This is a genomic window from Veillonella sp. CNR 79/14 (genome assembly GCF_003992185.1).
Lineage (GTDB): Bacteria > Bacillota > Negativicutes > Veillonellales > Veillonellaceae > F0422.
Genome location: NZ_RQVH01000009.1, coordinates 21,104 through 47,563 on the forward strand (window position 1 = coordinate 21,104; position 26,460 = coordinate 47,563).

At 40.3% G+C, this 26,460-nt stretch carries 26 protein-coding genes; 9 read left to right on the plus strand and 17 right to left on the minus strand.

Translation table 11 applies throughout. From position 1 onward, the window contains the following. Nucleotides 1–14: 14 nt before the first annotated feature. Together EO119_RS04420 and EO119_RS04425 are read right to left on the minus strand one after the other, a co-directional pair. The gene (locus tag EO119_RS04420; RefSeq protein ID WP_009353184.1) at nt 15–1,373 is read right to left on the minus strand and encodes a PFL family protein; all 1,359 of its coding nucleotides are present in this window, start codon (nt 1,371–1,373) and stop codon (nt 15–17) included. Nucleotides 1,374–1,385: 12 nt separating this feature from the next. Then, on the minus strand, nt 1,386–1,655 hold the full coding sequence (locus EO119_RS04425; protein ID WP_009353203.1) for an ACT domain-containing protein: 270 nt from the start codon (nt 1,653–1,655) through the stop codon (nt 1,386–1,388). A 143-nt stretch (nt 1,656–1,798) separates the two neighbouring features. On the opposite strand from EO119_RS04425, the gene pyrF reads away from it, so the two are divergent. Next, entirely contained in the window at nt 1,799–2,512 is a 714-nt protein-coding gene (gene pyrF, locus EO119_RS04430; protein ID WP_009353169.1) for an orotidine-5'-phosphate decarboxylase, read from the plus strand. A gap of 2 nt (nt 2,513–2,514) precedes the next feature. Further along, complete coding sequence (pyrE, locus tag EO119_RS04435; RefSeq protein ID WP_126940801.1) at nt 2,515–3,102, plus strand: orotate phosphoribosyltransferase; 588 nt, start codon at nt 2,515–2,517, stop codon at nt 3,100–3,102. A 241-nt stretch (nt 3,103–3,343) separates the two neighbouring features. On the opposite strand, the gene EO119_RS04440 is transcribed toward pyrE, so the two are convergent. The 4 genes from EO119_RS04440 to EO119_RS04455 all read right to left on the minus strand — a co-directional run bounded on the left by EO119_RS04440 (nt 3,344) and on the right by EO119_RS04455 (nt 6,954). Beyond that, the gene (locus EO119_RS04440) at nt 3,344–4,600 is read right to left on the minus strand and encodes a Glu/Leu/Phe/Val dehydrogenase (protein ID WP_126940802.1); all 1,257 of its coding nucleotides are present in this window, start codon (nt 4,598–4,600) and stop codon (nt 3,344–3,346) included. Nucleotides 4,601–4,751: 151 nt separating this feature from the next. Continuing rightward, nucleotides 4,752–5,525, minus strand: coding sequence for an iron export ABC transporter permease subunit FetB (gene fetB, locus EO119_RS04445; protein ID WP_126940803.1), 774 nt, complete (start codon nt 5,523–5,525; stop codon nt 4,752–4,754). Continuing rightward, nucleotides 5,512–6,177, minus strand: coding sequence for an ATP-binding cassette domain-containing protein (locus EO119_RS04450; RefSeq protein ID WP_126940804.1), 666 nt, complete (start codon nt 6,175–6,177; stop codon nt 5,512–5,514). Before EO119_RS04450 ends, fetB begins: the two co-directional genes overlap by 14 nt. Nucleotides 6,178–6,198: 21 nt before the next feature. Then, a complete protein-coding gene (locus tag EO119_RS04455) occupies nt 6,199–6,954 on the minus strand; it encodes an exodeoxyribonuclease III (protein ID WP_126940805.1) in 756 nt (251 codons plus the stop codon). 337 nt (nt 6,955–7,291) lie between these two features. Between EO119_RS04455 and EO119_RS04460 the strand changes: the two genes are divergently transcribed. Continuing rightward, complete coding sequence (locus EO119_RS04460) at nt 7,292–8,302, plus strand: YeiH family protein (RefSeq protein WP_126940806.1); 1,011 nt, start codon at nt 7,292–7,294, stop codon at nt 8,300–8,302. A gap of 445 nt (nt 8,303–8,747) precedes the next feature. Here the strand turns inward: EO119_RS04460 and EO119_RS04465 are convergent, their stop codons facing one another. After that, nucleotides 8,748–8,945, minus strand: a complete 198-nt coding sequence (locus EO119_RS04465) for a hypothetical protein (protein ID WP_062403614.1) — start codon at nt 8,943–8,945, stop codon at nt 8,748–8,750. 365 nt (nt 8,946–9,310) lie between these two features. Here EO119_RS04465 and EO119_RS04470 point away from each other — a divergent pair, with 365 nt between their 5' ends. Continuing rightward, nucleotides 9,311–10,369, plus strand: coding sequence for a TIGR00341 family protein (locus tag EO119_RS04470; protein ID WP_126940807.1), 1,059 nt, complete (start codon nt 9,311–9,313; stop codon nt 10,367–10,369). Nucleotides 10,370–10,527: 158 nt separating this feature from the next. Here EO119_RS04470 and argH read toward each other — a convergent pair whose 3' ends face one another. Both argH and EO119_RS04480 read right to left on the minus strand, forming a co-directional pair. Next, nucleotides 10,528–11,949 carry an argininosuccinate lyase gene (argH, locus tag EO119_RS04475; RefSeq protein WP_126940808.1) on the minus strand — a complete coding sequence of 474 codons (1,422 nt, stop codon included), beginning with the start codon at nt 11,947–11,949 and terminating at the stop codon, nt 10,528–10,530. After that, nucleotides 11,949–13,163 carry an argininosuccinate synthase gene (locus EO119_RS04480; protein WP_126940809.1) on the minus strand — a complete coding sequence of 405 codons (1,215 nt, stop codon included), beginning with the start codon at nt 13,161–13,163 and terminating at the stop codon, nt 11,949–11,951. Before EO119_RS04480 ends, argH begins: the two co-directional genes overlap by 1 nt. A gap of 366 nt (nt 13,164–13,529) precedes the next feature. Here EO119_RS04480 and EO119_RS04485 point away from each other — a divergent pair, with 366 nt between their 5' ends. Further along, entirely contained in the window at nt 13,530–14,342 is an 813-nt protein-coding gene (locus EO119_RS04485) for a transglycosylase domain-containing protein (protein ID WP_126940810.1), read from the plus strand. A 156-nt stretch (nt 14,343–14,498) separates the two neighbouring features. Here EO119_RS04485 and EO119_RS04490 read toward each other — a convergent pair whose 3' ends face one another. Then, the gene (locus tag EO119_RS04490) at nt 14,499–15,278 is read right to left on the minus strand and encodes a PdaC/SigV domain-containing protein (protein WP_126940811.1); all 780 of its coding nucleotides are present in this window, start codon (nt 15,276–15,278) and stop codon (nt 14,499–14,501) included. Between the two features lie 194 nt (nt 15,279–15,472). Between EO119_RS04490 and EO119_RS04495 the strand changes: the two genes are divergently transcribed. Continuing rightward, on the plus strand, nt 15,473–17,557 hold the full coding sequence (locus EO119_RS04495) for an OPT family oligopeptide transporter (protein WP_126940812.1): 2,085 nt from the start codon (nt 15,473–15,475) through the stop codon (nt 17,555–17,557). A gap of 196 nt (nt 17,558–17,753) precedes the next feature. Here EO119_RS04495 and EO119_RS04500 read toward each other — a convergent pair whose 3' ends face one another. The 7 genes from EO119_RS04500 to EO119_RS04530 form a co-directional block, all read right to left on the minus strand. Continuing rightward, nucleotides 17,754–18,599, minus strand: coding sequence for a metal ABC transporter permease (locus tag EO119_RS04500; RefSeq protein ID WP_126940813.1), 846 nt, complete (start codon nt 18,597–18,599; stop codon nt 17,754–17,756). Beyond that, nucleotides 18,596–19,444 (minus strand): metal ABC transporter permease, encoded by an 849-nt coding sequence (locus EO119_RS04505; RefSeq protein WP_126940814.1) that lies wholly within the window; start codon nt 19,442–19,444, stop codon nt 18,596–18,598. The genes EO119_RS04500 and EO119_RS04505 overlap by 4 nt, the downstream gene beginning before the upstream one ends. 8 nt (nt 19,445–19,452) lie before the next feature. Next, the gene (locus EO119_RS04510; protein ID WP_126940815.1) at nt 19,453–20,202 is read right to left on the minus strand and encodes a metal ABC transporter ATP-binding protein; all 750 of its coding nucleotides are present in this window, start codon (nt 20,200–20,202) and stop codon (nt 19,453–19,455) included. Continuing rightward, a complete protein-coding gene (locus EO119_RS04515; protein ID WP_062403587.1) occupies nt 20,199–21,140 on the minus strand; it encodes a metal ABC transporter solute-binding protein, Zn/Mn family in 942 nt (313 codons plus the stop codon). The genes EO119_RS04510 and EO119_RS04515 overlap by 4 nt, the downstream gene beginning before the upstream one ends. Before the next feature lie 599 nt (nt 21,141–21,739). Further along, nucleotides 21,740–22,915 carry a metallophosphoesterase gene (locus tag EO119_RS04520; protein ID WP_126940816.1) on the minus strand — a complete coding sequence of 392 codons (1,176 nt, stop codon included), beginning with the start codon at nt 22,913–22,915 and terminating at the stop codon, nt 21,740–21,742. Nucleotides 22,916–22,937: 22 nt separating this feature from the next. Then, nucleotides 22,938–24,080: an A/G-specific adenine glycosylase gene (gene mutY, locus EO119_RS04525; protein WP_126940817.1), complete on the minus strand. Its 1,143-nt coding sequence runs from the start codon at nt 24,078–24,080 to the stop codon at nt 22,938–22,940. After that, a complete protein-coding gene (locus EO119_RS04530; protein ID WP_062403579.1) occupies nt 24,077–24,604 on the minus strand; it encodes an 8-oxo-dGTP diphosphatase in 528 nt (175 codons plus the stop codon). Before EO119_RS04530 ends, mutY begins: the two co-directional genes overlap by 4 nt. A gap of 90 nt (nt 24,605–24,694) precedes the next feature. Here EO119_RS04530 and EO119_RS04535 point away from each other — a divergent pair, with 90 nt between their 5' ends. From EO119_RS04535 to EO119_RS04545, 3 genes are read left to right on the plus strand one after another with little or no spacing between them, the layout of a single operon-like run. Beyond that, entirely contained in the window at nt 24,695–25,477 is a 783-nt protein-coding gene (locus EO119_RS04535; protein ID WP_126940818.1) for a DUF4931 domain-containing protein, read from the plus strand. Next, on the plus strand, nt 25,477–26,193 hold the full coding sequence (locus tag EO119_RS04540; RefSeq protein ID WP_126940819.1) for a metallophosphoesterase: 717 nt from the start codon (nt 25,477–25,479) through the stop codon (nt 26,191–26,193). Before EO119_RS04535 ends, EO119_RS04540 begins: the two co-directional genes overlap by 1 nt. After that, nucleotides 26,190–26,420: a hypothetical protein gene (locus EO119_RS04545; protein WP_038144502.1), complete on the plus strand. Its 231-nt coding sequence runs from the start codon at nt 26,190–26,192 to the stop codon at nt 26,418–26,420. Before EO119_RS04540 ends, EO119_RS04545 begins: the two co-directional genes overlap by 4 nt. Nucleotides 26,421–26,460: the final 40 nt, after the last annotated feature.

Sequence of the window (26,460 nt, forward strand, 5' to 3'; positions counted from 1 at the left end):
TTAGTATACAGGTATTAGTTAGTCAAACTACGTACCGGCGCCGGAATACGACCACCACGACGAATGAACTCTTCCGAACTAAATGGATGCACTTTTATAATCGGTGCATATCCCAAGAGTCCACCAAACTCTACAATATCCCCTACCGTCTTATTTGGTACAGGAATGAGTCGTACAGCGGTCGTTTTATTATTAATCATACCGATAGCTGCCTCGTCTGCAATGATAGCTGAGATAGTGGCTGCCGACGTATCCCCAGGGACAGCAATCATATCTAGTCCCACAGAGCAAACACAAGTCATAGCTTCTAATTTATCTAAGGACAAACTGCCTAATGTAACCGCATCAATCATGCCCTTATCTTCACTGACAGGAATGAAAGCACCACTTAATCCACCTACGTGAGAAGATGCCATAAGGCCACCTTTTTTCACAGCATCGTTCAACAAGGCCAAAGCTGCCGTAGTACCATGGGTACCGCACGCTTCTAACCCCATTTCTTCTAGCACATGTGCTACAGAGTCCCCTACGGCAGGTGTGGGTGCTAAAGAAATATCGATAATACCAAATTGTTTATTCAATCTACGTGATGCCTCTTGTGCTACTAATTGTCCCACACGAGTAATTTTGAAAGCTGTCCGTTTAATCGTTTCCGCTACTACATCAAATGGTTCACCTTTTACAGATTCCAAAGCATGTTTTACTACTCCAGGACCACTGACGCCAACACTAATGGTTGTCTGACCTTCTGTGACACCATGGAAAGCCCCTGCCATGAACGGATTATCTTCTACAGGATTGCAGAAAATCACTAGCTTCGCACAACCCAAAGCATCTCTATCGGCTGTGAGACGGGCTGTTTCTTTCACAATGTGTCCCATGTCAGCCACTGCATCCATATTGATGCCAGCCTTGGTAGAACCGATACCTACAGAACTACACACGATATCCGTGGTAGCTAAGGCCTCTGGAATGGAGGCAATGAGCTTGCGATCTCCCTCTGTATACCCTTTCGATACTAAAGCAGAAAAACCGCCGATAAAATTTACACCTACTGCTTTTGCTGCTTGATCTAAGGCACGAGCGATGGACACATAGTTGGGTAAGTTGGAGGCACCACCAATTAAAGAAATTGGTGTCACAGAAATACGTTTATTAATAATAGGTACTCCTAGTTCACGCTCTAAATCTTCCCCTGTTTTCACTAAATATTCTGCTTCCTTCGTAATATGGTCGTAAATACGAGTGCACATACGCTCCCCATCTTCCGAGATACATCCTAATAGGCTAATCCCCATCGTGATGGTCCGCACATCTAACTTATTATCTTGAATCATCCGATTCGTTTCTAAAATATTTTCAATACTTAACATAGGTACCCTCGCTTATCCCACTCGATGCATGCTTAAAAAGATTGCTGCATTTTGCGCTAAAATTTGAACCCCTAATCGTTCTCCTTCTGCTGCTAACGCTTTTTGGATACCACTTAAATCAGCGGAGTCACTGACCTCACACATCATGATCATATTAAAGATACCATCTAAAATAGTTTGGTTAATGGATACTACATTTACTTCATTGTCCGCTAACACACGAGTCACTCCCGCAATAATACCTACTCTGTCTTGCCCTACCACTGTCACAACTAATTTCATATTTTCATCTCCTATCAAATACGTATCCAATTGTAGTTTCATTATAAATTATAGTCATTCAAATTTCAACGAATATATAAAGTTCTTGACTTTCACTATAAACTATGAAATAATAGTACGATTTGTGAAACAAGGAGGTTCCTATGGCAGATGATCGTTTAATTGTAGCCTTAGATGTGTCCTCACTAGAGGAGATGAAATCCATCGTAACATCCTTAGGCGATTCCGTCAGCTATTATAAAGTTGGTATGGAATTATTTTATGCAGCAGGTGAACAAACTGTAGCATTTTTACGGGACCACAATAAATCCGTATTTCTTGACTTGAAGTTACATGATATTCCAAATACGGTAGCCCATGGTATTAAATCATTAACTCGTTTGGGGGCCAAGTTAATCACCATCCACAGTCAAGGTGGCAAAGTGATGATGGAAGCGGCTATGAACGCTGCCAAAGAACAAGCTGCTGAACTAGGCATTGAGCGTCCTAAACTATTGGCGATTACAGCGCTAACTAGCTTTGATGATGAAAACTGGTCCGCTATTGGTGGGTCTTTACCAATTTCAGACCATGTAGTAAAACTAGCTAAGCTAGCTAAAGAGGCTGGTGTAGATGGCGTTGTCGCTTCTCCATTAGAAGCAAAACTAATTCGTGAAGCCTGCGGAGAAGATTTCTTAATCGTCACACCAGGTATCCGTCCATCTTTTGCGGCTACTAACGACCAAAAGCGTATTGCTACCCCTAGTAGCGCTTTACAAGATGGGGCCTCTCGCATTGTGGTAGGACGACCAATTACACAAGCAGAAAATCCACAAGAAGCAGTTCGTTTAATTGTTGAGGAAATGGAGACAGTTTAAAAATGATGACAGAAGAGAATGTAAAACAATTATTGATCGACACACAAGCTATTTTAGAAGGACATTTCTTGCTAACATCTGGCCTTCACAGCCCTATGTATGTAGAAAAATTTAACGTCTTATCCCATCCAAAATATACAGAACAATTATGCCAAGAGTTAGCTCGTCGTTTTGAAGATCAAAATGTAGAGCTTGTGATCGGACCTATGACTGGTGGCATCTTATTGGCTCACGAAGTAGGTAAAGCCTTGGGTACTCGTGCTATCTTTACAGAACGAGAAAAAGGTAAAATGACATTACGTCGTGGTTTCCGCATTGAAAAAGGACAACGTGTTCTTATCGTAGAAGACATCGTAACCACAGGCGGATCCGTTCGTGAAGTAGTAGATGTTGTAAACGAAGCTGGCGGTGAAATCGTTGGCGTAGGCCTTCTTGTAAACCGCAGCGGTGGTAAAGCAGACTTTGGCGTACCAAACGAAAAAGTACAAGCCTTGTTAAACCTAACAGTGCCAACATTTGAAGCTAGTGACTGCCCACTTTGCCAAAGTGGCACTCCAATGACAGAGCGCGGTAGTAAACATATTAAGTAAAACTTTGCTGTATACCTAATAGGTCTCTCGTCTATTGCAAAATAAACGGGGGACCTATATGTCTATTGTAAGCTGTTTAGAATGTAAAAAGGAACTATACCAAGACGACTAAGTCTTGTATAGTTCCTTTTCTTATATACTGCTACAATCTATGTTTTCATCTGATTATCTAGTGATAATTACAGCATTTAGCTTACTAGGAAGTATGACATCATCTAAGATACATAAATAGGAAAATATATTACCCGTTATATCCTTTAATTTTCAATGCCTCTACTAAACGACGTAATGCCACCATGTACGCAGCGAGTCTTGGGTATACTTTGAATTCTTCTTGCATAGCCCATACTTCTTCAAAGCTTTTTTTCATATTCTTCGCTAATTTTTCGTTTACTTCTTCTTCAGACCAGTAGAAACCAGCTTTATTTTGTACCCATTCATAGTAAGATACAACCACGCCACCGCCATTGGCTAATACATCTGGCAATACAGGAATGCCTTTTTCAAAGAAGTATAAGTCTGCATCTTTCGTTAATGGTCCGTTAGCACCTTCCAAGATTAATTTCGCTTTTACATCTTTCATATTGGCTTCGTTCACTTGGTTTTCCAAGGCTGCTAAGTATAACACGTCTACGTCTAACAACAATAAGTCTGGATTCGGAATGCGTGTCATGCCTGGTTCTTCATAGCCTTCCAAAGAACGTCCATGGGAGTTTGCATATTCGTAGGCTTTTTCTACATCGATGCCGTTTGCATTATACAGAGAACCATGTACGTCACCGATGGCAACGATCTTAGCGCCTTCACGGTGCATCAACAAAGCACCAACAGATCCTACATTACCAAAACCTTGTACAGCAATCGTCAAATCTTTAATAGATTTACCTTGTTTTTCCAAGTAGGAAAGTAATGTAAACATACAGCCACGACCTGTTGCTTCATTACGACCTAAAGAACCACCGATGGCTAATGGTTTACCTGTTACAATCCCTGGTGTCCATTGACCAGTTAACGCACTGTACTCATCAACAATCCAAGACATAATTTGCGGATTTGTGTTCACATCAGGAGCTGGCACATCTCGTTCTACCCCAATGATAGGAGCAATTTTACGAACGAAACCACGTGTTAAACGTTCCAACTCTCTTTCACTTAGTTTTTTCGGATCTACCTTGATACCGCCTTTGCCACCGCCATATGGTAAATGAGCAATCGCATTTTTGATGGTCATCCACGCACCTAAAGCGCGCACTTCATTTTCATCTGCATCTGGATGAAAGCGAAGACCACCTTTAGATGCGCCAAGAACAGAGCTATGTTGGCAACGGTAACCAGTAAATACTTCCACATGTCCATCATCCATTTGTACTGGAATAGCCACGTTCATTTCACGTTCAGGGTGCCGCAACACTTCATAGTCATTGCGTGGAATTCCCAATGTGTCCGCTGCTAAGTCTAATGTTTGCAGCATATTTTCATAAGGGTTGTAATTTGCCATAATACCACCTCGTTTTACATATAAATAGAATGTGTATACCCTAATAGTAACACAACTCATTCCTTATGACTATAGGTTTTCAAAAATTCCTACTTAATTAACAGGTTTATAAACAGTAAATAAATAGTATGTATATAAAAAGCTGATTCTATCACGAATCAGATAGAATCAGCTGTTCTTTGGTATTAAAAAATTGTCGACAACTCAAGTATCCTGCTATGGCAATGGCAATGGATACGGTTGAAAAAGTCATGAAAATGACGATAATTTGGTATTTGATGGCCTCCATAGGACTCATGCCTGCCAAAATTAGGCCTGTCATCATCCCTGGCAAGGCCACAATGCCCAATGTTTTCGCACTATCGATGGTCGGTTCTAAGCTAAATATCAGAGCTTCTCGCAAGATTGCTTTACAGGACTGCATAGGCGTAGCTCCCAAGGCTAACTTAATCTGAATCTCTTGTTCGCGTCGCTTAAAGCTCGTTATAATTTGGCGGAAACACAATCCTACTGCCACCATAGACCCCGACATAACCATGCCTCCTACAGGAATCATTTGATACGGTGTAAAGGATAAGACCTTAGCACTCAATAATACTGTTAACGTAAAAACAGCACCAATACCAATGCTGACACCTGCAATCCATGAGGCATGTTTGATGCCCTGTCCCCGTTTACCTCCATTGATAGCAGCACTGATCAACATCACCAACAATACTCCGCTAGTAAACAAAGGATGGTCCGCACCAAAAATGAAATTCAATAGATAGCCTACGACTACAAGTTGTACGACCGCTCGCAAGGCGCTGTGCAATATTTCTAGCTCCAATCGCATCCGTTGTTGATAGGACACGATAACAGTCATGACGATGAGTCCTGTTGCCATCAGTAAGGATTCATTAGATAAGGTATTAAAGCTCCCCATGTAGCACCTCACATTCTGCAATATGTCCATCTTTCACAGTGATACGACGTTGCCCCATACGAACACTTTGGTCTAGATTATGGGTCACCTGTAACAAGGTTAAGCCTTCTTTATGCAACTGCATAAGACCACGTTCTACCCACTCCGTATTTTCTGTGTCCAAGGCAGACGTCACCTCATCTAATAGCAACACCTCAGGGGCAAACAGCACGCTACGAATCAAGCAAATTCGTTGCATTTCGCCACCGGATAACTCTGTATTCGACTTCTCTAACAACTGCAGATCCACATGAAACAAATCGAATAGGTCTTTGATTCTTGCTTCGTCAACAGAACGACCTCGCATGGTAAAAGGAAAAGCTAGATTCCCTCGCACCGTTTGCCCAAACAAGTAGGGTTGCTGGAAACAGTATGCCACTCGTTGGCGATACTCTGTCGGTGCATAGCTTTCGATAGGCCTACCTCGAAAGAAAATCGTACCTTCCGTAGGAGATATCAAGGAACTTGCCAATTTTAATATCGTACTCTTACCGCTCCCAGAAGGACCTACGATGGTGATGCTTTCACCTTGTTGAACCTCAAAAGAAATATCCCCTAAAATCTGGCGACCATGAAGCATTAAAGAGATATTTTCAAAACGTAATAGTGACATAATGCACGCTCATTATAAAAATTATAAATCAATAACTAGTTCCACTGGGCAATGGTCAGATCCAAATATATCCGTATGAATCTTCGCCTCTTGGATTTTATCAGCAATGCTGTTGGATACTAGGAAGTAGTCAATTCTCCATCCTACGTTCCGTTCACGAGCTTTGCCCATATAAGACCACCAGCTGTAAGCATCTACCGCATCAGGGTATAAATAGCGGAATGTATCTGTAAATCCAGCCGCTAGTAGTTCTGTCATTTTTTCACGTTCTTCATCACTGAAACCAGCATTTTTACGATTTGTTTTAGGGTTTTTCAAGTCGATTTCTTGATGGGCTACATTAAGGTCACCACATAGGATGACTGGTTTTTTCGCATCTAATGCTAGTAAATACTCACGGAATGCCACTTCCCATTCCATGCGATATTCCAAACGAGCCAATTCACGTTGGCTATTCGGTGTATAGCACGTAACTAAGTAAAACTTTTCATATTCCGCTGTGATCACACGCCCTTCTTGGTCATGTTCTTCAATGCCAATGCCATTCACTACGGAATTTGGCTTTTCTTTTGTGAAAATGGCCGTACCGCTATAGCCTTTTTTCACTGCACTATTCCAATATTGTTCATGGTTCGGCAAGACTATTTCAATTTGTTCTGGTTGTAATTTTGTTTCTTGTAAGCAGAACATATCTGCATCTAATGCATTGAATGCATCCATAAATCCTTTTGTCATGGCTGCACGCAAGCCATTCACATTCCAAGAGATTAATTTCATTATTAGTACCTCATAGTATTTAGTAACAAAAATATATATTGATTATATCATAAACTCTTATTATGTATTATTTAGTTTTTTATAGGTATTTATTATTTAAAATCAATAGATTTTGTCCGTATAATCCATATTATTTGCCCCAAAAAATTTAACCCATAAATTTAGGTCAAAAATTGGTCATTTTTTTATGATGAATTGATCTATCTATTATATTACAAAAAGCTCTCTGACCGCAAAATTCCGTTAATTTACTACCTTATTCCTACTTTCTATTTTCGATTTTACTTTTCTGATAAATTAAGATTATAATAAGGAGTAGTTATTTTCGGAGGTTTTTATGTCATTTCTATCAAAAAATTGGGCAGGACTGTTAGCCTGTCTGATCATTTCTATCATCTCTTGGGTTTTAGGAGACTTTCTGCCTGTTGTGGGAGCACCTGTTTTCGCCATTTTTATCGGAATGATTCTCCATCCCTTTCTCACTTCCTATAAACAACTGGATGTCGGCTTGACTTATAGCTCAAAAAAATTGCTTCAGTACGCTGTTATCTTACTGGGATTTGGACTCAATATCTCTCAAGTTTTCGAGGTTGGAAAATCTTCCCTTCCTGTCATCCTCTCAACTATTTCAATTGCTCTGATTATAGCTTTCTTTTTCCAACGATTTTTTAACCTTGATAGAAAGCTAGCTATCCTAGTTGGTGTAGGCTCTTCTATCTGTGGCGGTTCTGCCATTGCAGCGACTGCTCCTGTTATTCACGCCAAGGAAAAAGAAGTGGCCCAATCCATTTCTGTTATCTTTTTCTTCAATGTCTTGGCAGCTCTTATCTTTCCAACTCTAGGTTCTTGGCTCCATCTTTCCAACGAAGGTTTTGCTCTCTTTGCGGGTACTGCAGTCAACGATACGTCCTCTGTAACAGCCGCAGCTAGCGCTTGGGATAGTCTTTACCAAAGCAATACTCTCGAGTCTGCCACTATTGTCAAACTGACCCGTACTCTAGCTATTATCCCTATTACTCTCTTCCTCTCCTATTGGCAAAGCCGTCAACAAGGAAACAACCAAGGAGTAAAGCTTAAAAAAATCTTCCCCGTTTTCATTCTCTACTTTATCCTAGCTTCTCTGCTAACTACTCTTCTCACATCTTTCGGTGTCAGCAATAGCTTCTTTTCACCTCTCAAACAACTCTCCAAATTCCTCATCATCATGGCTATGAGTGCTATTGGTCTCAAAACCAACCTCATTGCTATGATCAAATCCAGTGGAAAATCCATTTTTCTTGGAGCCCTTTGCTGGATTGCTATCATCCTGACTAGTCTTGGCATGCAATTACTCATCGGTATTTTCTAAGAAAAAAGGGAGCCTAAAGGCTACCTCAGAACGTAGACAGACGTCATTTTTGGCGTTTGTCTTTTTGTATGTTCAAAGATATTTTGTCTTATCATCTACTATTCCATCCAAAAATCTGATTTAAAGCAAAATAAAAAGGGATATTCCCTATCCATTTCACTTATTTTTCTATATGTTGTGGTAGAGACAATTTTGGTACAACATACAACTTTCCGAAAAATTGTACTTTTTCGGAAAAATGTACTCCTTTAGGAAAGTATCTAAAAAGTGCCCAAAGTCCTTGGCGCTGTAGGCGTTTCAAGTGATAGATACATCACAAAAGTATCTGAAAAAGCTCCAGGATCATCATCTCAGCACCTAAAATGCGCTATTTTTGCATGAAAAAACGAAAATTCGGGGTCTGCATACAAAAAAATCGGAGGTGTTAGCCTCCAATTTGTTCTATTTATTTTTTATTGTTTTTTATTGTAAAGTAGACCCAACCGAATGAACATAGGTTGTAAAAAGCAAATGAAAAAACTGCGAGGATAATAGCTTCTGTGCCAAAATAGCCCATTTCTAGACCTCTTTTCAACAACAACAAGCCTATAGTTTCGACAACGATCAAAAATAAAAATATATAAAAAATTTTTGCCTTAAGCATATTGTTACCTCCTTAAACATATGGAAAAACGGCAATCAGCATTCACTAAATTACCGTTTTGTTTGAATTCGCTTACATTTTATCATATATTTTCGATATTTACTTTCCCAATATTTTAGGTGACAGTGGCAAATCTTTGTTGGAAAATGAAGCAAAATTTCTTACTTTTTCTATCTGTTAAATTAATAGATTTCTTTAAAGAAATACTATAAAATTTTGGTATAATGTTAAGGCTAGGCTGAGCGATACATAATGGATAACTTTCAATAGAATAACCGGTAAGAATTAAAACACAGAAGATTAGACAGAAGGCTCTACCACCACCCATGCGGAAACAAGATTATATGAAATAAAAGGAGTAACCAATGACAGGAAACTATTCAGCACGTGAATACCGTGATAAATTATATGATGATCTTCATGTTCGATTAAGCGATACAGTAATTTTGATGTGCGCGATTTTTATTGCCTCTATAGGTTTAAATATGAATTCAACAGCTGTTATTATTGGAGCCATGCTGATTTCCCCTCTTATGACACCGATTGTTGGACTGGGATTCGGCTTAGCTATTTTTGATACCCGTTTGATCAAACAATCTCTAAATGTTTTATTGACTCAAGTAGTGGTCAGTTTGCTTGTCTCAGCTCTGTATTTCTGGATTTCTCCCATATCTTATGCAAGTAGCGAGTTGATTGCTCGAACCTCTCCAACTATTTGGGATGTTCTCATTGCTATTGCAGGTGGGATAGCAGGTGTAATTGGTTCAAGAAAAAAAGAAGCGAACAATATCGTGCCAGGAGTAGCCATTGCAACAGCTCTGATGCCACCTATCTGTACTGCAGGCTATGGTTTAGCTAATGGAAATGTACAATTTATATATGGCGCTCTCTATCTTTTCTTAATTAACTGTGTCTTTATCATGCTAACCAATATTGTTGGAACAAGAATTTTGATGAGAAAATCGCCCTTACGCTCATTTAAAGAACTAAATATTAAAATGAGAATTGGGTTGATATCCTTGATTGTATTATTAATTCTTCCTGCCACCTATTCAGCAGTCACGCTAACGATAGATCAGGCACGAAAAGAAGGAATCAAGCAGTTTGTAGGAAAAGAGTTCACCAATCATACGGTCATTAGTCAAGTCTACAAGTCAAGCAAAAATGAATTGGTCTTGACGATTGTTGGCAATCCGCTTTCAGAAGAACAATTAGAAACGCTCCGCCAAAAACAAGCCTCTTACGGTATTCAATCTGTTCATTTAAAAGTCAATCAAGTGAATCAAATTCATAATTCGACAAAATTGGATAGTGAAACGACCAAAGAATTTTATGAAAATATTAATAAGTATATCGATCAAAAACTCTCTGAAAAAAATTCACAAAAAGATCTTCTAAAAGAAAATGAAGAAGACAAGGATTAATGATATTGAACTTATCTCAAAAAAAAGCAACGGATTTGCCGTTGCTTTTTTTCATAGTTGCGATAGTCTTGCTAAACCAGAATCGCCCCATATACCATTTACAGATGCCACTTTTATACGAATAAGAGAATACAATATGAATATTGCTACAAACCTATTTATTGTAAATGAATTTTTTCTTTCCATTGTTGGATTTGTGCCACTTCTTCTGCCACGATTGTTTGTCCAATCTGCATTTGACGTGCTACGCACTCTGGCGCTGTACCGCTGTAGTTACTACGACCTGCTACGCAAGCTTCGATGGTAATGGCATCCAAGATATCTGCTTCAAAGTGGTGTGAAATAGCTTTGAAATCTTCCACTGACAAATCTAACAACACACAACCTTTTTCAATGCAATGTTGTACCGCTGCCCCTACAATGGCATGAGCTTCACGGAACGGTACCCCTTTTTTCGCCAAGTAGTCCGCCATATCCGTAGCATTGGAGAAATCATCGTCCAACACTGCTTTTGTATGGTCTCCATTAACTTTCATATGGCGTAACATGTCAGCTGTAATAGAGATAGCAAAATGCAAGGTATCGATCGTGTCGAAGACGCCTTCTTTATCTTCTTGCATATCCTTGTTGTACGTCATTGGCAGGCCTTTCATGGTTGTAAGAAGTCCCATCAAATGTCCGTAAATACGACCTGTTTTACCACGTACGAGTTCACATACGTCTGGATTTTTCTTTTGTGGCATAATGCTGGAACCAGTGCAATGGGCATCGTCTAATTCGATGAACCCAAACTCTGTGCTAGACCATAGGATTAATTCTTCGCTTAACCGACTTAAATGCATCATCACTTTTGCCCCAAAGCTGAGGAACTCTAGTACATAGTCACGGTCGCTGACAGCATCCATACTATTTTCATAGATGGCATCGAAATGCAACAATTCTTTCGTCATATTTTGATCGATAGGATAGGTCGTACCTGCCAAAGCCCCTGCCCCTAATGGCATCACATTGGCATGTTTAAAGATTAACGGTAAATTATCAAAGTCACGACTGATCATGGAGAAGTACGCCATCATGTGGTGGCTAAATAACACCGGTTGCGCCCGTTGTAAATGGGTATATCCAGGGATAATCACATCTTTATACTTCTCTGCTACTTCTAAGAAGGCTTGTTGCAAGTTCACTAGTTCCTCGCCCATGTGTACCACCGCCTTGCGGATGTACATATGTAAATCCACTGCTACTTGGTCATTCCGACTACGTCCTGTATGGAGACGTCCGCCTGCCTCACCGATGGCATCGGTTAAGCGTTTTTCTATATTCATATGGATGTCTTCTAATGCCACAGAAAACTCGAAATCTCCAGCATCGATCTGCTTTTCAATAGCCTGTAAACCTGCTACGATGGCATTTTTATCTTCCTTAGAAATGATGTGTTGCGCTGCTAGCATTGTGGCATGGGCAATACTGCCTGCCACATCTTCTTTATACATACGGGAATCAAAGGAAATAGAGGACGTGAAGTCCTCTACTGCCTTATCCGTCCCTTTGGTAAACCGTCCGCCCCAAAGTTTCGCCATTATTTTAAACCTGCTTTCTCTTTCATTAATGCATTAATTGTTAAAGGCAATCCGAATAAATTGATGAACCCTTCTGCATCAGCTTGGTTATATACATCATCTTCTTCAAATGTTACAAATTCTTGGTTATACAAGGAGTATGGAGATGTAGATCCTGCGCTGATAATATTACCTTTGTACAATTTCAATGTCACTTGACCGGTTACTATTTGTTGTGTGCTATCCACGAAAGCTTGTAAAGCGCTCATCAATGGGGCAAACCACATGCCATCATACACAAGTTCCCCGTATTTATTCGCCACCAATTCTTTATAATGGTATGTGGCTCTGTCTAGGCAAAGATATTCTAATTCTCTGTGCGCATACATGATGATAGCTCCACCAGGATTTTCATAGACACCACGAGATTTCATGCCTACTAACCGATTTTCTACAATATCCACGATGCCGATACCATTAGCTGCGCCGATTTCATTTAAAGTTTGTAAGATGGTAAGTGGAGACATGGCTTGACCATTCACCGCTACTGGCACACCTTCTTTGAAGTCGATGGTCACCATAGTTGGTACATCTGGAGCTTCTTCTGGAGATTTGCTAACTAAATATACATCATTTTTAGGTGCATTCTTAGGATCTTCTAAATCACCACCTTCATGAGATAAATGCCATACGTTTTGGTCCATGGAGTATGGGTGTTTTTTAGTCGCCACTACTGGAATATCGTGTTTCGCTGCATATTCCATGCAATCTTCCCGAGATTTCAATTCCCACTCACGCCATGGAGCAATGATTTTTGTATTTGGTGAAAGTGCTTTGATAGTCAATTCAAAACGAACTTGGTCGTTCCCTTTACCTGTCGCACCATGAGCAATGGCATCAGCACCTTCCTGTGCGGCAATTTCTACTAATTTTTTAGCAATCAATGGTCTTGCAAAAGAAGTACCTAATAGGTATTTGCCTTCGTATACAGCACCTGCTTTGACCACTGGCCAAATGTAGTCAGATACAAATTCTTCTTGCGCATCAATAATGTATGCTTTTGTAGCGCCAGATTTGATGGCTTTTTTCTCTACTGCCTCATAATCTTCTGGTTGACCTAAGTTTACGCATACTGCAATGACTTCTGCGCCATAGTTTTCTTTTAACCAAGGAATAATAACAGATGTGTCTAAACCGCCGGAGTAGGCTAATACTACTTTGTTAATGTTGCTCATAATAAACCTCTTTCTTTGTGTAAATGACTGCTATGCAGTACCTGTTTCTATCTTATGAACGTATTATACAACCACCTGCATAATAATGCAAGTATTTTTTATAAAAATTCTTTTATATACATTTTTAATCTATATGTTGCTATTCCATAGCCATTTCCTATAACCTATCATTTCATAATTGCTAAGGGCTAAATCATAATGTCTATTGTTTTTTACTAAAAATACTATAACTCTAACAATCTCAACGTTATCACTACTCTGTTACATTACAAATATCTTACGTGTATATAACAAGGACAAACCACTTTACTATAAGATTCTATAAGTCCTATTGTTGATACCCCCTAGATGTGATATGATGAACCCATGAAAACACTTTTTAAACTCATTCTTGTACTTGCCATTGCTGCTGGTGGTTTATATTGGTTCGCTGGGTATACCCCAGAGGACGCTAAAACGACTACGCAACATGTAGCTCATACGATAAAAGAACAAACCATTGAACAAGGGGAAGATCAACTTTCCAGAATCGACCGCATCAAACGTCTCTTTCATTTTAAAGAAGCTGTAGAGGAGGCCATGGATAAACGGGTGCCACTAGAGCATCGCGTTCGCAGCGAAGACATTAGCCCTATAGTAAAACAAGCTTTAGTGGCTACGGAAGATAAACGTTTTTATGAGCATGGAGCGGTAGACTTCTTTAGCATTGGTCGCGCCTTGTATACAAATACCATAGCCGGGCAAACCGTAGAAGGTGGTAGTACCATTACCCAACAATTAGTAAAAAATTTATTCTTATCCTCCAAGCGTATCATGTCTCGTAAGGTGGAAGAAGTATTTCTTGCCTATTTGATGGAGCATTATTACAGCAAAGATGAAATCATCACCATGTATTTGAACACCATTTATTATGGTACCGATTACTATGGTATTAAAGCAGCCTCTGAAGGATACTTTAAGACAGAACCAAAGGACCTTAACTTAAGTCAAGCTGCTGTGCTGGCAGGCATTCCACAAGCGCCGTCCTACTTTAACCCAGTAAGCAACATAGATGCTACAAAACAACGACAACGGACAGTATTAACCTTAATGGCACAACAAGGGATTATCTCCTATGCAGATATCGATAAAGCCTATTATAAGAGACTTGACGCTCCGAAGAAACAACAGAATCACTAAATAAAAATAGAGGAAAGTTGAACAAAACCTATCAACTTTCCTCTATTTCATTTCCTACTTATTTTTTACAATCTCTAGCTGTACATATACTTTCTATATTTGATACCACTAGGCATGACTACTTAACAGTTGCAGAGTGGGCTTATGATTTTTAACTTATTTCCCTAAGTTTCCTACTGGCACATAAATGCTACCACTAGACATAGGGGCAATAGTCCCTTGGTCGTAAATCAACACAATCTCATGATTTTCACGGGCAAAGAAACTATTTGGCTTGCCTACTGTGGCATCTGCATAGATAGATTTTTTACCATCTTTCGGTAGTTGTTGTATTCCTGCTGTAATCTTCTCTTGTGGAAGTCCACCAAAGTCATTTAAGGACAGCGTACGGCCTGTGGTGGTATTAAAAGTAAATCCCTTTTCCACGTTTACCCCATGAGACGCATTGTCTTCTATTGTATAGGATGTGATAGTGACAGAAAAAATACCATTCCCATCTGCTTTAACATCATAACTCATATACAGATTTTGTTTTTCTCCATCTACTGCTTTTTCATTCATCTTTTGGACTTGCTTACGAAGCTTTTCTACATACTCTGTAATCGTCTTATTTATTGCTTTCGTCACGTAAGGACTTACAGATTGCACTCGTGGGTATGTCAAATCCATATGATTTTCTTTCACTGTCTCTGGTTTGACTGTTACTTGCAAACGATCTGTAAACGCTTTTGCCGCTGGTGCTACGATTTGTTTTTTATCTTGTCTAGCTTTCATCGTTTCTTCACGGATGATGCGATTGGTTTCTGGCGATGCTGTTATAGAGATACGTTCACCTACAGCAATCGGTGTTTCTTTCACCACCGTAACATCTGCTGCCTGTAACGCCATCGGTAAACAAGCGGCCATGAATAGAGCGCCAAATATCTTTCTTTTCATAGTCTGTCTCCTTATGATATAGGAATAATTATTTCTTTATATATACACTAACTAGATGAACCTTATATGAATATTTTAACTATATTCTCTCAAAAAGACGTATGTATACAATATTTACTATATTTTTTATTGAAAGTCTATGAGAATACTGATACAATGGATGAGATAGTAGTGTATTTTAAGGAGGTATAACTATGAAGCATGATTTTATGAGTCATGATATTAGCTTACCGGAATTAACAGTCAGAGGTATGTTACTAGGTGCGATTATTACATTAATCTTTACTGCATCTAATGTATACTTAGGGCTAAAAGTAGGTTTGACGTTCTCATCCTCCATTCCGGCTGCCGTAATATCTATGGCAATCTTACGCTTCTTCAAGGATTCCAATGTTCTTGAAAACAACATGGTACAAACGCAAGCATCTGCTGCTGGTACCTTATCTGCAGTCATTTTCGTATTGCCAGGTCTATTGATGATCGGTTATTGGCAAAACTTTGACTTATTGGAAACATTGTTATTATCCGCCTGCGGTGGCTGTCTTGGGGTATTATTTACCATTCCATTACGCCGCGCTATGGTTATGAACAGCGACTTACCATATCCAGAAGGTCGTGCCGCTGCTGAAATCTTGAAAGTAGGCTCCAGTGTTCCTGGTGAAACAGTAAAACAATCTGGTGGTATGAAAGAAATCGTATCTGGTGGCGCATTGGCTGGTATCATCAGCTTTGTTACACAAGGTTTACGTGTCTTAGGCGAATCTAAATCATTCTGGTTCCCTGTAGGTGCTGGTGCTACACAAATTCCTTTCGGTTTCTCCTCTGCCTTATTAGGCGCAGGTTTCCTAATTGGTATTGCTAGTGGTATCGCTATCTTAATCGGTATGATTATTGCTTGGGGTGGTTTCGTACCATACTTAACAAATCATCTACCAAACCCAGATAATTTGCAAGCTATCAAATTCTCTAGCACAGTTTGGAAAACAAAAGTCCGCTTTATCGGTGCTGGTACTATCGGTGTGGCAGCGATTTGGACATTGCTAACATTGATCAAACCAATTATTGAAGGTATTAAATTATCTATTAAGTCCATGACGGCAAGCGCTGAATATCGCGACACACACCGTATGGATACAGATATGAAACCATCTACTATTGGCGTTGTATTTGCATTAATTATTATTGGCTTAATCATTTGCTTCTACTCTTTCGTGTCTGCGCTTCCAATGTCTGCAGGTCTTGCTTGGACATTAGTGATTGCAGGTATCGTAGTGGCATTGTTAATCGGCTTCTTCGTAGCTGCTGCTTGTGGTTACATGGCTGGTTTGATTGGTACTTCTGCAAGTCCAATCTCTGGTATCGGTATCATCGGTATCATCGTATCTTCTCTAGTAGTATTTGCCATCGGTTCTGCCAATGACTTATTATCTACTCCAGAAGGCGTAAAATTCTCCACTGCCTTGGCGATCTTCATGACATCCGTGGTTATCTCCATTGCAGCAATTTCCAACGATAACTTACAAGACTTGAAAACTGGTCAATTAGTAGGTGCTACACCTTGGAAACAACAGGTAGCTCTATTAATTGGTTCCTTAGCTGGTGCCGTAGCGATTGCTCCAGTACTTGACTTGTTATACCATGCATATGGTTTTACAGGCGCTATGCCTCGTGAAGGAATGGATCCTGCTCAAGCATTATCTGCTCCACAAGCTACTTTGATGCGTCAAATCGCAGAAGGTATTTTCAATGCTAATATGGATTGGACATACATTTTCTACGGCATCGTAGTGGGTATCGTCGCTATCGTTGTAAACTTAATTTTAAAATCTACAACAAAATCCTTAACATTACCACCACTTGCAATTGGTATGGGTATCTACTTACCTCCAACTTTGGAAATGCCTCTTGTAATGGGTGCCATCATCGGTTACTTCGTAAATCGTTACATTACAAAACGTGCGAAAGAACGTGCTGGTGCTTATGCAGATGCTGACGTAGAACAATCTAACCGCCGTGGCGTATTGTTCGCTTCTGGTTTGATCGTTGGTGAAAGTATCATCGGCGTTATCATCGCTGGTATCATCGCCTTCTCCGTAAGTACAGGTGGTAGCGAAGCGCCTCTTCAATTAGCTTTCACTGAAGCAAAATCCTATGGTGATACAGCTGAATGGTTAGGCTTTGCAGCATACATTTTCGTTGCACTTTGCTTAATTCGCATCGTTATTGCTTCTAAATTCAACAAAGCAGAAGCAGAAGCAATCGAAAACATGAATAAATAAAACACTACACATATCACAAAATAGGCTGTAACCATTTGGTTGCAGCCTTTTTTACTTCGCTAAAGAAATACACAAATAATAAAGGACTGAAGTAAATTCTAACGCATCATTTTACTTCAGTCCTTTTATATTTGTATCATACTAGCATATACAATGCTACCTTAATGTATTCTTTCTAGCATATACAATGATACTATTATCCATTGTTTCTACCATATTTATAGATCCACACCAGTCCATAGATACATCCGATGACTGTGGCAATCATACCACCAATGGATACATCCCAAAGAAAGGCTAATGCCACACCGATAGTAGTAGCTACGGTAGATACTATCATACTAATGAATAGCATGGCTTTCACAGAACGAGCTAGCATAAATGCCGTTGCTGGTGGACCAATCATACAACCCGTTACCAAGATAGCCCCTACCGTTTGGAAGGATGCCACTGTGGTTAAAGAGGTTAACGTCATCAGCCCATAGGATACTGCCATTGGCATCGCTTGATATACCTTAGCACACACTGGATCAAAGGTGGTAAGGATTAATTCTTTCTTAAACAGCGCAATACATACCGCATTGATAAGGCATACCAACATGGCAATCCATAACAACATAGGTCCTAAGTCATAGGCATCTACGGTAAAGCGTTGGAACGTGGCAAAGGCTAAATCGCCTAAAATCGCCGTATCTACATCGAGATGTATGTGTTTACCAAATAAGGTAACTAACACAATGGCTAAGGCAAATAAGAAGGGAAACACAATACCGATAGCTGCATCTGGTCTAATATAACGACGCCGTTGCATCCATTCCACTGCATACACCGTCCCTACTCCCATAGCAGTAGCACCAATGATGAGCCAAGGGGAGTTCAAATCTTTTGTCACCAAAAAAGCTAATACAATACCTAAAAAAACAGTATGAGTAATGGCATCCACCATCATAGATAAACGACGCAACACCAAGAATGTACCTATGAGGCTACAGCTGATACCTGTCACTGTGGCGATACCCCATATTTCTAAGATATGACTCATCCTAAACACCTCCTCATGAGGCGTTTACCATTAGCCAATACTAAACTTAATAAAATCATACCAGTCATAACAATGATGATAATAGGGCCCGTAGGAAGATTGCCCCATAGGGCGCTCACAAAAGTTCCCATAAAGGCGACTACACTACCACAGATGGCAGCAATAATTACCAAGGTCCGCAAGGAATGAGTCCACTGGCGACCAATCATGGCTGGACCAATCAGCAAGGAGCTAATTAAAATAACACCTACCGTCCGTATGCCTATCACAATAGTCACTACGAGCGCCGCTCGATAAAAAAATCGTACCTTTGACACAGGGATACCCATCAACTGCGCCTCAATAGGGTCAAATACGGTAAGACTCAATTCTTTCCAAAGTATAATAACCCCGCCTACAATGCAGGTTCCACAAATGGCCATCACCCAAATGTCACTTTGCATCATGGTTACAGCTTGTCCAAAGATAAACGTATTCAGACCTGCCTGTCCAGCATTTTCCATAGACTGTACTCGCGTTAATAACACTGTCCCAAATCCAAAGAAGGTTGCTAAAATCGTAGCTAAGGCTGCATCAAAACGAACTCCTTTTTGGGATGTTTTATACATAATCCATTCTGACAAACAGGCCGTGCAAATCGCACCTAGTAATAGCACTGTGGTGTCTTTCACACCTGTTAGAAGAAATCCTGCCACTACCCCAGGTAGTGTGGAATGGGCTACGCCATCACCTAGTAAGCTTTCTTGACGCAATACTGCAAAGGTTCCTATGACGCCACATACCAAGCCTAACATCACCGTCCCCAGTGCTACGATTTGAAATGTATATTGTTGTAATAATTCCATGGTGCCTCCTAGTATGAATATGTCTCATCTAGGATAGGGGATCCCACTATATCTCGAACCGGCCCCATGCCCACCAATCTACGATTCACGCAGAGAACTTGATCAAAATAAGCTTCCAAAGTTTGCAAATTATGATGTACGATTAGCAATGTTTTTCCTGCTGCTTGCATTTCTTTCATAATCTTTACTAACACAGATTCTGTGGTCTTATCAATGCCTTTAAAGGGTTCATCTAGCAAGTACACCTCTTGGTTCTCCACCAAAGCACGAGCTAGAAATACACGCTGTTGCTGTCCTCCTGACAATTGTGAGATAGACCGCTGTGCATAGTCTAACATGCCTACCGTTTGCAAGGCTTTTGTCGCCTCATCTCGTTCACGTTTCCCTGGGCGTGTAAACCAACCTAGTCTGCGGTAGGTGCCCATCAATACCACCTCAAACACCGTAATGGGATAATCCCAATCTACCGCTGAGGTTTGTGGTACGTAGGCAATATGATTATAAATACTATTCCTTTTCACGCCTCCATAAGCAGAAACTGTTTTAGTATCTAATGTTAACTCAATCGTTCCTTCTACTAATGGCACAAGCCCTAACATGGCTTTCACCAAGGTTGATTTGCCGGCACCATTAGGACCAACTATGGCCGTCATCGTTCCTTGTTCAATCTGAAAGGATACATCTTTCAGCACCACCGTATCATCATAGGCTACTGAAAGATGATTCACTTTCAAAATACACTTGCTGTCACTCATCATTTAAGAGCGCCTACAATGGTATCGATGTTGGCTTTGACCATGCCAATGTAAGTGCCGCCTTCTGTGTTAGGAGAACCTAAGGAGTCGGAGTATAATTCACCGCCGATAGCTACGTCCCAACCTTTAGCTTTACATGCTTCTTGTACAGCTTCGATTGTTTTATGAGGAACAGAAGATTCTACGAAGATAGCTTTGATTTTGTGGTCTACAATAAATTGTACTAAGTCGTTCATATCTTTTGTGCCCGCTTCTGTAGCTGTGCTCACACCTTGCAAACCTTTTACTTCAAAGCCATAAGCACGAGCAAAGTAATGGAATGCATCATGCGCTGTAACTAATACACGAGATTGTTCAGGAATTTCTTTTGTTCTATCTTTAATATATTGATCTGCTGCATCTAATTCTTTCATGTATGCTTCGTAATTAGCCACATAATCTTTTTCATGTTTAGGGTCTTTCGCTACCAATGTATCTTTTACCACTTTGGCAGCTAATTTCCAGTTTTGTACATCGAACCAAATATGAGGGTCTTTTGCATCTGGACCTTCTTCTTCAAAGGCTAACAATGTGGATGGATCCATATCTTTAGACACTTCCACTACTGTTTTGTTGGATTTTTTTAATTCTTGGAATACTTGGCCCATTTTACCTTCTAAATGGATACCATTCAAGAAGATTATATCGCCTTTTTGTAAAGTAGATACATCACCTGCACTAGCTTGGTATAAATGTGGGTCTACCCCAGCCCCCATCAATCCTTGTACTGTTACATGGTCACCACCAATTTTTTGTACTAAATCTGTAATCATTGTTGTAGTAGTTACCACTTGTAATGGCTTACTATCTTGTACCGTATCCGCTTGCTTTCCACAGCCTGCAATAGCCATAATACAAACGGCAAACACAATGAACAGCCGCCATAATTTAAATTCTTTCATGGTCTTTCCTCCCTTACTAAACATGTGGGATGTCCTGTACTATCCCTAAATTAAAAATTCCATGAGTCTTACTTATGTATACTATATCACAACTGATAGCATTTCTCAATATAGATTTTTAATTATGTCTTTCAAAGAATGAAAGAATTAGCTATTACCTTTATTATCATTTATATTTATGATAATGGGTATTGTTTATTTGGATGTAAATATATTATTTTCAACTTTTTTATCGCACCTAAATTCCTATCATATAGATGACAAGCTTCTATAGGTGTGATATACTATGGATATAAACGTTGATTAAGTCCATCGGGACAACGAACCCCCACAGTTCCAGCTGTGGGGGTTCTGCTTTTTATAGAGAGCGACCTCTATATGAGGCTAGTTACCTTTAAATCTCTTGTCTAGCCATTTGCAAAAATAATAACTAATTACCCCTGCCACAACAGAGACTGTTACGTTGATTAACAAATCCATCGGTGCACCCCCTTCCTGTCACCAGTATTGGGGAGGTAACATCTATAGTATAACAAAATTTTACGTATTGCAAAATATTAACTAATCAATTTTACAACATAAATAAGATATCCAGATCTTTATAAAACAGTAAACACGGTCACTTCTCTAGCACAGTTCAACCGCACAGGGAACCAATGTCCCGACCCTCGGCTTACATAGGCAAATAATCCTTGCTCTTCGTAGAGTCCTTTCCAATATGGCTTGTACACTGGCACTAGGTTCACGCTCCACAGATTGATCTGTCCACCATGGGTATGTCCAGATAAGGTTAATGGGATATGTCTACGAAATGCTTCAGGGATATAGTTCGGATGGTGCGCCAACAAGATAGGATATGCATTGTCGGGCATACCTTTCATGGCTTTGTCCAACAAGCGTACGTTTTCCTCTTGCACATCATCTTTAAAGTGGTAATCCATGCCCACTAAATACACAGGGCGAGGTCCACCGAATATCTGTTGATGGCTATTGCGATACATATGCATCTTCGTTTGGTGTAACCGCTTCCACACACGCTCTACATCGACACGGTATTCGTGATTTCCTAAAATATAATCAATGCCATCAGGAAAATCTTGTACACGGCTATCTAGATAATCTGCCACTTCATCAAGATACCCCAAATCATCGATTAAATCTCCAGTGATAACCAGTCGATTCGGGTGTTCACTAGCAATGGCATCCACCATTTCTTTCAACTTATCCATGCCGATGAAAGGGCCTATATGAATATCGCTGAGTTGTCCAATTTTATATCCTTTCAGCACCTCTGGTCTATCTTTCAAAGCCAATTGTATCTTGCGTAGTTGTAGTTCACCATTCCCTTGAAAGGCCGCTACTGATCCTGTGACACCTACTACAGCAGGTACCACCACAGCAGTACGTTTAAAGAAATTCCTCCGTGATTCGTCGATAGGACTATCCCCGCTGTCAGAGCGAGCCCCTAAACGCATAAGTCCATAGAATACACCGAAGATCGTCAATACTGCAAAGCTGCCGAACAGTGCTACAACCAATCCATTCAGTTCGATTAGGACCGGGCGCACTAGATCCATCACCATACCACCATGGATACTGTACATAAGACGTTGTAGGACAATCGTTCCTACTGCAAGGGCTAACCCCAGTACACCACCATAGATTAGTCCCTTTCGTTTCGAACCGTTTCTAAATAAGGCTACCCAGTATCCTGTCATAGTTCCAAAAAGAGCCATTCCAAGCACCAAGATTCCTATTAATATATATATTCTCATCTATATCACTCCTCGGTATAGATTAACAAAGATCAATGAATTTACCATGAGGCCCTGCCCAAGGTAAGACGTGAAAGGCCTCTTTACGACAGAGAATCCAATCCTCCTTCAGAGGAATAATCTGACCTTCTGCTATAGCTTGTTGCACCGCTTCATCACCTTCTAGCATAATTGTATTCGACGAATCTATTGCCACCTCTGTAGCTTCTCCTCGGTAGCCTTTCATCGTCCATTTGCGATGGCTAAAAATATGGGTTACTTCCTTTGCCATAGGTCGTTCCATAGTGACGGTAACCCCAATGGATTGTAACCCCTCAATTAATTCTACTTTGCGACTCTCTGCTGTGCCACCTTCTACGCTGGGAAACTCCCACATATTCTGCAGCAATCCTTCTTTGGGTCTTCGATGCAATAGGTAGTACCCATCTACTGTAGAAATAATCCCTACGTATAATTGGACAGATTGTACCTTTGTTTTCTTAATCCGTATAGGTAACTGTTGCTCTGTTCCTACTGCTTTTGCTGCACAATCCTGTACTAACGGACAGGCCTCACAACGAGGTGTTTTAGGAATGCAAATAGATGCCCCAAAGTCCATAAGGGCTTCGTTAAAGTCGCCTGGTCGATCGTAGGGCATAGTATCCTCTACCAAGGAAGTAATCACTTTTTTCCCTACGGTCCCTAAAATATCTTCGTGGATATTGTATAGACGAGCATAGACACGAAGTACATTCCCATCGACAGCAGGTTCACGAAGGTTATACGCAATGGAGAGTACTGCCCCAGCTGTATAGGAGCCTACGCCTTTTAAAGATTCCATTTCCTTCCGCGATCTCGGTACTTGTCCCCCATAGGTTTCCACCACTTCTTTCACACCTTGATGCAAATTACGAGCCCTAGAATAATACCCCAAACCTTGCCATGCGCGAACCACCGTATCTTCTTCGGCACTAGCTAAACTTTCAAGTGTTGGAAATTGTATTACCCAGTTTTCAAAATAAGGACGCATGGCCTCAATTCGAGTTTGTTGAGACATCACTTCCGACACCCAAATCCGATAGGGGTCTTTACTTTCACGCCAAGGCAAATCACGCTTATGCACATCATACCAATCTAATAAATGTCTCGTCCATGCCACTTGGCTTTGCTGTTCTACTTGTTTCACTTCATGCCCTCATATATCCAAGCCGTCATACGGTCTACATCGTCGCTTTCTAGCACCTTTTCTACAGTTATAAATTGCATGGATTCTATCGTACTATTATCTTCTTTGAAAGTAATGATACCTTTCAACTTCTCGCCACGCCAAACCCGTGGAATCCACTCTTCATCACCAGCCCACATATGGTCAAAGGGAGTGTTCTCCAACGTAAACCAATGAGGCTCCATCTCTTCTGATTCCAAAGGAATGCCTTGAAATTGTTCTACCATATATACATAACTAATATGGCTCAACTCCGGTGAGTAAGGAAACTGAAAGTCCAATAGCGCCACTGCCTGTAGGTCCTCTTCTTTCACCAGTAAGGATACTTCTTCGAAGACTTCTCGCACGGCGCAAGCACGGAAACTTTCACCATCCTCAATTTTACCACCAAATCCATTATAATAGCCGGCTCCAAAGCCGCGTTTTTTACGTCCTAATAAAAATAAATTTTCCCGTTTTGGAAAACATAATGTTGTAGGTCTCATTAGTTCCTCCTATTCTTTTTTTATTATATCATGTTTCACACTTTCATAAACCTCGCCCCCTATGATACTATAGTAATAGTGAGGTGAACTATGAAAGAACCATTAATTTTTGATATTGCTCTGGGACAAACAAAGCCCAACAGCATGCACAATCGCGACAGGCACTGCCCATTTTGCGAACCCTCGCAATTAACCGATATACTAGATACATCTGGGTCCATCATTTGGCTCATGAATAAATACCCTGTATTAAAACACACATGGCCTACAGTTATCATCGAAACTCCACCCCATGTGCATACAGAATATTCTAAATTGCCCTTGTTAGATGCGGTCCATATTTTAGAGTTTGGGAGAATGAAATGGGAAGAGGTAAAATCCGACCCTCGTTTTACCTCCGTCTTATTCTTTAAAAATTACGGCCCCATGTCTGGAGGCTCTATTTATCACCCTCACAGCCAAATCATTGGCCTAGAGGACTATGATTACCGTGAAGATATTCACAGAGAACATTTTAAAGGATGGATCATCTATGAAGAGGATGGTCTTCGTATAACCTTATCCAATCATCCTATCCATGGATTCTTTGAATTTAATATGCGGTTTGATCCCCAATTAGATACATCCATATTAGCCAAGTATTTACAACGTACCTTACGCTATGTATTAGAAGGATTTTCTAAATATGTAAAATCTTATAATCTATTTTTCTACGATATAAATGACGGTTATCACTATCTAAAAATTGTGCCACGCTATATAACATCACCACTTTTCATCGGTTATGGAATTCCACAAGTGTGTCATGAAACACGCGCCTTAGAGGTCATCCGTCATATACAGTCATATTTACACAATTCTTTGGAGGTTTAATGAAAGTTTTTGCCATTGGCGATTTACACCTATCTGGGCAACCACCAACAAAACCTATGACCATCTTCGGTCCACACTGGGATAACCACTGGGAACGTATCCAAGCACACTGGCGAGAACATATAGAGCCTGATGATCTAGTCTTTCTAGTAGGTGATATGTCTTGGGCTATGCGCCTTAGTGATGCAAAGGTAGATCTAGATACCATTGCAACCCTGCCTGGGAAAAAGTTTATGATTCGTGGCAATCACGATTATTGGTGGACAAGCCTGCAAAAAATGAATACTCTTATGGAAGGACGTATCACATTCTTACAAGGTAGAGGTTTGTACCATAATGGCATCGCCTTCGGTGGCACGAAAGGCTATATCTATCCACAAGACCCTTTCTTTAAAGAAGCTGATGACCGCCACATCTATGAGCGGGAATTAATCCGTACTAAAGCAGCTCTAGACGCTATGGAAACTGCTATTACTGAAAGTGGTGATGACCCATCTCAGATAACACGCATACTGTTACTGCACTATCCACCCACCTTAGAAAATCATGCCAATGGATTTACGGACCTACTAGAACAGTACCAAGTAGATCACTGCGTGTTTGGTCATTTACATGACAAAGCATCATTTCAAAAAGTACCTTCTCATTGGGGGCATACACAATTACACTTAGTCTCAGCAGATGCTGCTAATTTTATGATGAAGGAGATACCATGAGCCGTATCCACAAAGAACACTTACAAGCAGGGTACATCTTTGGTGACCCTCATAACTCAGAATACCTATACCTACCCGCCGGAGAAGTTGGCTCCAGCGACCCTCGATGCATATTCGAACAAGGGCCTACAAAAGAAGACCTAACCCTAGACGAAGCGTGCCGTATCATCGATCGATATACACTAAAACCATGTAAGCACCCAAAACTAGGCAAACGGTCATTTTAAGGTACCATCTACCTATATTGGTTGCACTATATTTTGACAA